The following is a 7,522-nucleotide window of genomic DNA, read 5'->3' on the forward strand; positions in this document are numbered from 1 at the left end:
GCCGGGCCCGCACGCATGCGCATCGCCATCATCGCCACGTACACCCATCCGACCCGGCTGCGAATCAAGGAACCCTCCATCATGCAGTCCTCCGTGCCGGAGCTCATCGCGGGCCTGTGCCCGGAGCACGCGGAGGTGGAGATCTTCAACGAGAAGGAGGCGGAGCTGCCGTTGGACCGGCACTGGGACCTCGTCTTCTTCTCGTACCTGCACTCGTACTACGAGCACACCAAGGTCCTCTCCACCCTCTTCCGTCAGCGCGGCATGACGACGGTGGCGGGAGGCCGGCACGCGGGCCACTTCCCCGACGACGCGGCGAAGTACTTCGACGCGGTCATCACCGGGGAGCCGGAGTCCAACGTGCCCGCGCTCATCGCGGACTTCGAGAAGGGCGAGCTGAAGCCCCGCTACAGCCTGCCGTCCCAGGGCGCCGCCGCCATCCGGCCGTACCGCTACGAACTCATCGACTTCACGCACAACAAGGTGCGCCTGCCGGGCATCGAGGCGTCCCGCGGCTGCCCCTTCACCTGCAACTTCTGCGTGCTCACCGGCCACGAGCGCTACCGCTTCCGGCCCATCCCGGAGGTCATCGACGAAATCCAGACGCGCATGCGCTGGAACCCGAACTTCCTGGGGCTGATGGGGGACGCGTTCGTCTTCCTGGACAACAACCTGGGCGGCTCGCCCAAGTACCTGCGCGCGCTGTGTGAAGCGCTCATCCCCCTGAAGAAGACGTGGGGCTGCGCGCTCACCTTCAACGTGCTGAAGGACGACTCGCTGGTGAAGTTGATGGCGAAGGCGGGCTGCCGCTACGTCTACACCGGCCTGGAGTCGCTCAACCCGGAGTCGCTCAAGGCGATGAACAAGGGGCAGAACAAGCTGTCGGAGGTGGATGCCGTCATCCGCCGCGTCTTCTCCGCCGGCATCCTGTTGTCCTTCGGGCTCATCGTCGGCTCGGACGGCGACACCAACGAGTACCTGCACCGGCTGCCGGACTACCTGGCGGACCTGAAGTACTTCTCCGTCACGTTCCTGGGCATCGTGTGCCCGTATCCGGAGACGCCCTTCTTCCGCGAGCTCAAGGCCGAGGACCGGCTGCTGCCCGGCACCACCAGCCGTGACTACGACGGCTACACGCTGTGCCACCGGCCCAAGCAGATGCACGCGTCGGAGGTGGTGGAGCACTTCCAGCGGCTGTGCCACACGCTGGGCAGCCTGCCCAACATCGCGCGGCACTACGCGTCCAAGCTGATGATGAGCGACCTGCCCCGATACAAGCAGACCATCCTCTTCTCCGGGCCGGAGATCGTCAGCATCCGCAACCCGGTGAAGAACAAGGAGCGCCGCTACATCGCGGGGCTGGACGCCATCGAGGCGTGGGACGCGGAGCGGATGCCCGCGCTGGGCCTCACGCCGCAGGTCCTGACCTGATCCGGGACGGCAGGCGCACGTCCCACGCCAGCCCCAGGGCCTGGAGCGCCCGGATGAAGAGCCAACCCGGGTCCCACTGCCACCACACCCAACCGTGCCGCGCGGACGCGGGGAAGGCGTGGTGGTTGTTGTGCCAGCCCTCGCCCAGCGCGAGCACGCTCACCCACCACACGTTGCGGCTGTGGTCGCGCGTGTCGTGGACGCGCTTGCCGAACGCCGCGTGGCACACGGAGTTCACCGCGTAGGTGCTCTGCATCCAGCACACCACGGGCAGGAAGAAGTACGCGGGCACCGTGCGCCAGCCGAACGTCAGCCCCACGAAGAGCACGCCCAGCACCTGCGGCGCGATGCGGTAGCGCAAGAGCCAGTGGTAGTAGCCGTCGTCCGCCATGTCGCGGCACCAGGTGCGCCAGCCGTCCTCTTCCGTGGAGGACTCGTTGAGGATCCACCCCATGTGCGCGTACCAGAAGCCGCGCAGCGGCGAGTGCACGTCCCCGTCCACGTCCGCCTTCGCGTGGTGCAGCCGGTGGTTCGCGGCCCACAGGAGCGGACTGCCCTGCGCGGTGAGCATGGCCACCGACACCAGCGCGTACTCCACCCAGCGGGGGCACGCGAAGGCGCGGTGGCACAGGAGCCGGTGCAGCCCCACCGTCGTGCCCAGACCAATGGACACGTACACGGCCAGCGCCACCGGCAGCGCGTACGGCGGCCAGGGCAGGAAGAACGCCAGCGCGGCCAGCCCGTGGACCACGAGCATGTAGATGACGATGACGGGACTGAGCTGGAAGCGGAGCGGCGCGGTGATCATGGCCCGGTGCGTGAGGTCGAAGGAGAAGCACGCAGTCTAGGGGCCCCGCCTGACGGGACAAGGAATGCGTCAGGCGCGTCACATCACGCGAGCGTCACGGGACCTTGAGGCCTGGGGAGCAACAAGCGCCTCCACCGGCGGGGCCTGGAGGGTGGCCTGGAAGCGAGCGGTCCATGCGGCGCAGCTCCGCGCGGGCCTCCACCTCCGTGAAGATGGCGCGCGCTCGGGCGAGGAACTCCTCGCGCCGGTTCGGCAGCGCCACCGCCGCGTCGAAGTAGGCCACGCCCGTCTCCCAGCGGTTGGGGCTCTTCTCCAGGACGGCGATGGCCTCCAGGAACACGGGCTCCGCGGCCTTGGGTCCCTTGCGCAGGGCCAGCGAGCGCGCTGTCACGCGCAGCGCCGGGCCCTTCAGGTACGGATAGAGCCTCGCGATGACGCGCGCCTTGAGGCAGGACAGCCGCACGACCTTCAGCAGCTTCTTGCGCGGCACCACCGTGGCGCCCTCCTCCAGCGCGAAGAGGGCCGCCTCCGCCGCGTCCACCAGCCCCACCTGGAGGAAGGGCACCAGCACCTGATAGCTCCAGATGCTCTCGAAGCAGCGCACCGCGACGAGCGCCGCCTCCTCCACCTGGTGCTCGCGCACCGTGACGTTGGCCAGGTGGTTGAGGCTGGCGCACTGGTTGGCCAGGTCCGCCACCTCTTCGCTGATGCGCAGGCCCTGCTCCAGCTCCGCGCACAATTCGCCCACGTCACCTTCGCCCAACAGGTAGCGGCACATGGGCGCCCACGAGTGCGCCCAGCCCTGGTGCATCAGCGCGTTGAGCTCCACGCCAATGGTCCCCATCTGCTCGTAGAGCGCCACCGCCGTGCGGAAGCGCGAGTGGAGGAACTCGCCCGTGGCCTGCATCATCAGCGACGTCTGGCGCTCCCAGCGCTCGCCCACCTGGCGCAGCGTGGAGACGGCCTCCTCCTGGAATTCGCGCGCGCGCTCCAGCTCGTTGGCGAAGAAGGCCTGGATGCCCAGGCGGCTGAGCGCGAGCCCCTCCGCCACCGGATCCTTGGAGCGGCGCGCGTACTCCAGCGCCTTCTCACAGTGGTAGCGCGAGCGCTTGAGCAGCCCCGCTCCGAACAAGAGCGTGCCGTAGTAACCGCGCGCCATGCTCATGGCGTAGTCGTTGCGCGAGCGCTCCGCCATGTTGGTGGACACCAGCGTCGCCCAGGTGAGCTTGGTGATGTCCGCGAAGTAGTAGATGCGGATGAGAGAGTTGAGCGTGGACAGCTGCTGCAGGTAGTTGCCCAGCCTCGCCGCCGGCAGCGGACGCAAGATGAAGGGCAGCAGCGTCGCGAGCCCCCGGAGCACCAGGTTCGCCAGCGTGCGCAGGCCCAGCGCGGCCAGGCTCCCGGGGAGGCTGCGGCCCCTCAGCACCAGCGACTTCTCCAGGTGCTGCGTGGCGAGCGCGGACTCGCCCTTCTCCTGGTGCGCGCGGCCCAGGCCCAGGTGCAGCTCCGCCTGGCGAGGGGGCTCCTCCTCGTCCACCAGGCACTGCTCGAACATCAGGATGGCGTTGGCGTAGTGGCCTGCCTGGAGCAGCGTCTCCGCCAGCTCCTGCATCACCCGGCGCGTCTGGAGCAGCGTCACCTCCGGGTCCACCGGAACGACGGTGCCGAGCAGCTCCAGGCCCCGGTTGTAGTGGTAGAGCGCGTCGTCGTTCGCGTACTGCGCCCGCGCGCTGCGGGCCGCCATCAGCGTGTACGCCAGGCCCTTGTCCTCCACGTTGCCCGCGAGGAAGTGGAACGCGAGCAGACCCGCGGAGGCCGCGAGGTTGTCGTTGGCGCGGGCCTCCAGGTAGCGCGCGAGCCGGCGGTGCAGGTCCTCACGCGCGGACACCAGCAGCGTGTTGTAGGCCACGTCGCGGATGACGATGTGCTTGAAGAGGCAGGTGTACGGCTCCTCCGTCTCCAGCAGGATGAGGCCCAGGCGCTGGAGCGTGTCCATGGCCTCGCGCAGCACGCCGTGGCCCAGGGTGGGCACCAGCGCCGCCACCGCGTCCAGCGTGAAGATGCGCCCGATGACGGACGCCACCTTCACCACCAGCTTCTCCGTCTCGCTGAGCAGGTCGATGCGCGACAGCACCACGTCCTGGATGGAGTCCGGCAGCAGCAGGTCCTGGAGGCCGCGCTTCAGCTCCATCCGCTGCGATCCGGGCTCCACCGGTCCCAGGTAGCCCTGCTCCGCCAGGCCCTCCACGATGGATTCGATGAAGAACGGGTTGCCCTGCACCTTCGCGAGCAGCCGGTCCTCCAGCGCGACGTCCGGCGGCGACAGGCGCAGGTGCAAGCGCAGGAGCGCCCGCGTGTCCTCTTCGTCCAGGCTCGTCAGGTCCACCGGGACGAACTCCGGCAGGTCGCGCAGCCCGCGGAGCTGGTCGCCCGGGCGCATCGTCGCCAGCACCATGATGCGGTGCGAGCCCACGCGCACCGCCAGGTACTGGAGCAGATCCAACGAGATGTAGTCCGCCCAGTGCAGGTCCTCGAAGAAGAGCAGCAGCGGCTGCGCGCGGCTGAGCTTCTCCAGGAGCTGGAAGACGATCTGGAACACCTTCTGCTGCTTGCGCCGCGCGTCCATCCCCGCCGTGGCGGACGTCTCCTCCAGCGACATGCCGAGGATGCCCGCGACCACGGGAATCCACTCCGGCCCCACGTCCTCCAGGCCGTCCAGCCCCTGCCGCAGGCGCGTGAGCTGCGCCTCGGTGTCGTCCGAGTCGTGCAGACCGAAGGCCTGGAGCAGCACCTCCTTCCAGGGGAAGAAGGGGGTGAAGGCCTCGTAGGAGTAGCAGACGCCGTACAGCGCCCGGGCGCCGCCCTCCTCCGCGTCCTCCAGCACGCGCGCGCCCAGCCGCGACTTGCCGATGCCCGCCTCGCCGGACACCACGCTCACGCGGCCCTGGCCGGCGAAGGCCGCGTTGAGCGACGCGTGCAGCACGTTGAGCTCGCGGCTGCGGCCGATGATGTCGCCCCGGCCCTTGATGAAGAGGCTGCGGCGCGTCTCCCCCAAGAGCCGGTACACCGGCACCGAACGCGAGACGCCCTTGAGCTTCGCGTCCTCCACGAACTCCGTGGCGAAGCCGCCCTGCTGCGAGCGCGCCTGGGTGTTGGCGCACAGGTGCACGCCGTCCTGGTGTCCGCCGTGCGTCATCAGGCGCGCGGCCATGTTCACGACCTCGCCCAGCGCCGAGTAGCCCTTGCGCGTGGGCGAGCCCATGTCCCCGCAGTAGGCGTGGCCGGTGGCGATGCCGATCTGCAGCTCATCCAGGAAGGGGAACTGCGCCCGGGCCTTGAGCAGCTTGCAGGCCAGCCGGCACGCCAGCACCTCCTTGTTCTGCTGGGCGGTGGGCGCGCCGAACAGGACGTAGAGCACGTTGCCCTTGTCCGTGAAGTCCGTCATCAGCAACACGCCGCCGTGGTGGGCGGACTCGCGCTGGACGTATTCGTAGTAGGCGTTGAGGTCGTGGGTGAACGCGTCCGGATCCGTGTCCGCCCGCGCGTGGGTGAAGCGCACGAAGAAGCAGGTGACGTCGCGGAAGTCGCCCGCGAACTCCTGGTGCGCGGTGGTGATCTTCGTGAAGAGCACCGGGTGCAGGAGCAGCGCGCACCGGCCCACCAGCTCCGCCCCACCCGTGGGCGCGGGCAGCGGGCGCTTCACCGACTCCACCGGCGCGTCGAGCGCCAGCCGGTGGTTGCCGCCCTCGCGTGGATCGCCCCTGCGCGCGGACTCCGGCAGCGCCGCCCAGGCGCGCGGGCTGAGGACGACCTCCGACACCGTGGCCTGCTTCTCCGCGCCCACCGCCTGCGCCAGCGGCTCTCCCACGAGCGCCGGGTGCATCCACAGGCCGGTGGTGCCCATCACGATGCGGGTGGCCTCACCAAAGCCGATGCCGATGCGCGACGACACGCCGAAGCGCTGGCCCAACAGCTCCAGCCGGGCGAAGCGCGCGAGCCTGCGCTGCACGCCCAGCGCGCACACCGCCGCTCGCTGCACGACGTCCGCGTCCGCTTCCTCGGGCGCGGACTCGAAGCACGCGAGGATGGAGTCGCCGGCGAACTGGTAGATGTCCCCGCCGTGGTCGCGGACGACGTCGATCATCTCCGTGTAGTAGTTCGTCAGCAGGCGCTGGAGCGCGTCGATGCCGCGAGGGCCCGCGCCGCTCAGCCCCACCACGATGGGCGTGAAGCCCGCGATGTCCAGCAGCAGGATGGCGCCCCGCACGCCCTCCACCCGGGGCAGCGCGTCCGCATCCTGGCTCCCAAGCCGCGCGAGGATGGCCGCCGGCATGTACGGGGCCAGCATCGCGACAGCGGGATCAATGGGCTGCGTGGAGGGCATCCTTAAGGGGCTTTCCGCTCAGGACAGGTTGGCGAAGCGCAGGTACAGGGCGCCCAGGCACATGGCGCCGTAGAGGGGGATTTCCGCCGTCTCCGGCCAGGGCTGCTGCTTGCGCACCGCGCCCCAGACGTGCACCGCCGTCATCAGTCCACCGATGAGGCCGATGAGCTCGAAGATGACCAGGTGGCTCTTGGGGTCCGGGATGAACTGCACCACCGCGATGATGACGGACAGCGCCAGGCCGCCCAGGCAACGCGCGAAGTAGACCGTCAAGTCGTTGTTGCCCGTGGGCAGCTCCCACCCGAACCAACGCGCCCAACGCAGCGGGATGAACAGCAACGGCAATGCGTAGACGACCAGGAAGACCGAGGTGGAGACCGCGAGGAACCAGCTGGCCAACGGATAGTCGGGGTTGATCATGATGGCGGACGTGATGGGTGACGGACGTGCACGCGCGGTGCACACCCCTCCCCACGACGTCCATCCTAGAATCTTTTGCCACCCCGTGGGGCGGCTTCCCCTTCACCAAGGCCCTGCTTGAGCCCGCCTGCCGCCTAGCGGGTGGCGGCCAGGAGGAACTCGGCCACCCGCTCCAGGGAGGTGGTGCGCTCGGCCTCCACCGGGAAGCGCCGGAACAGCTCCGGTGGCCCGTGCAGGATGAGCGGCTTGCCATAGCGCAAGGCCAGGACTGCCTCCGCCGCGGTGCCGGCGCCCCCGGGCAGCGCGACCAGGGCATGCGGCGTCAGCACGTTGATGTGGTTGCGGCTCATGGGGTCCGTGCCCTGCTCCCCGCTGAGCGGCAGGTGGGTGTAGATGGGGATTTCGATGTCCGTGTTCGGGTAGCCGGCCCGGGGCTGGTAACGGCCGTCCGCGCCCACGGTGCCGGGGATGATGCCGAT

Annotated in this window: 4 protein-coding genes and 1 pseudogene; 1 reads left to right on the forward strand and 4 read right to left on the reverse strand. The window is 69.4% G+C overall.

Annotated elements, in window-relative coordinates; all coding sequences use genetic code 11:
- Positions 1 to 15: 15 nt before the first annotated feature.
- Entirely contained in the window at positions 16 to 1,431 is a 1,416-nt protein-coding gene (locus D7Y15_RS01125) for a radical SAM protein (protein WP_120580638.1), read from the forward strand.
- Here the strand turns inward: D7Y15_RS01125 and D7Y15_RS01130 are convergent.
- From D7Y15_RS01130 to D7Y15_RS01145, 4 genes and pseudogenes are all read right to left on the reverse strand, one after another.
- A complete protein-coding gene (locus D7Y15_RS01130; RefSeq protein WP_120580632.1) occupies positions 1,409 to 2,239 on the reverse strand; it encodes an acyl-CoA desaturase in 831 nt (276 codons plus the stop codon). The two genes, D7Y15_RS01125 and D7Y15_RS01130, sit on opposite strands and share 23 nt — an antisense overlap.
- Positions 2,240 to 2,333: 94 nt before the next feature.
- Entirely contained in the window at positions 2,334 to 6,623 is a 4,290-nt protein-coding gene (locus D7Y15_RS01135) for an AAA family ATPase (protein ID WP_121751434.1), read from the reverse strand.
- A gap of 18 nt (positions 6,624 to 6,641) precedes the next feature.
- Complete coding sequence (locus tag D7Y15_RS01140) at positions 6,642 to 7,043, reverse strand: hypothetical protein (protein WP_120580637.1); 402 nt, start codon at positions 7,041 to 7,043, stop codon at positions 6,642 to 6,644.
- A 134-nt stretch (positions 7,044 to 7,177) separates the two neighbouring features.
- Positions 7,178 to 7,522, reverse strand: a pseudogene (locus D7Y15_RS01145) (molybdenum cofactor carrier protein); the annotation flags it as partial.

It is taken from the genome of Corallococcus sp. AB030, from assembly GCF_003668965.1.
Lineage (GTDB): Bacteria > Myxococcota > Myxococcia > Myxococcales > Myxococcaceae > Corallococcus > Corallococcus exiguus.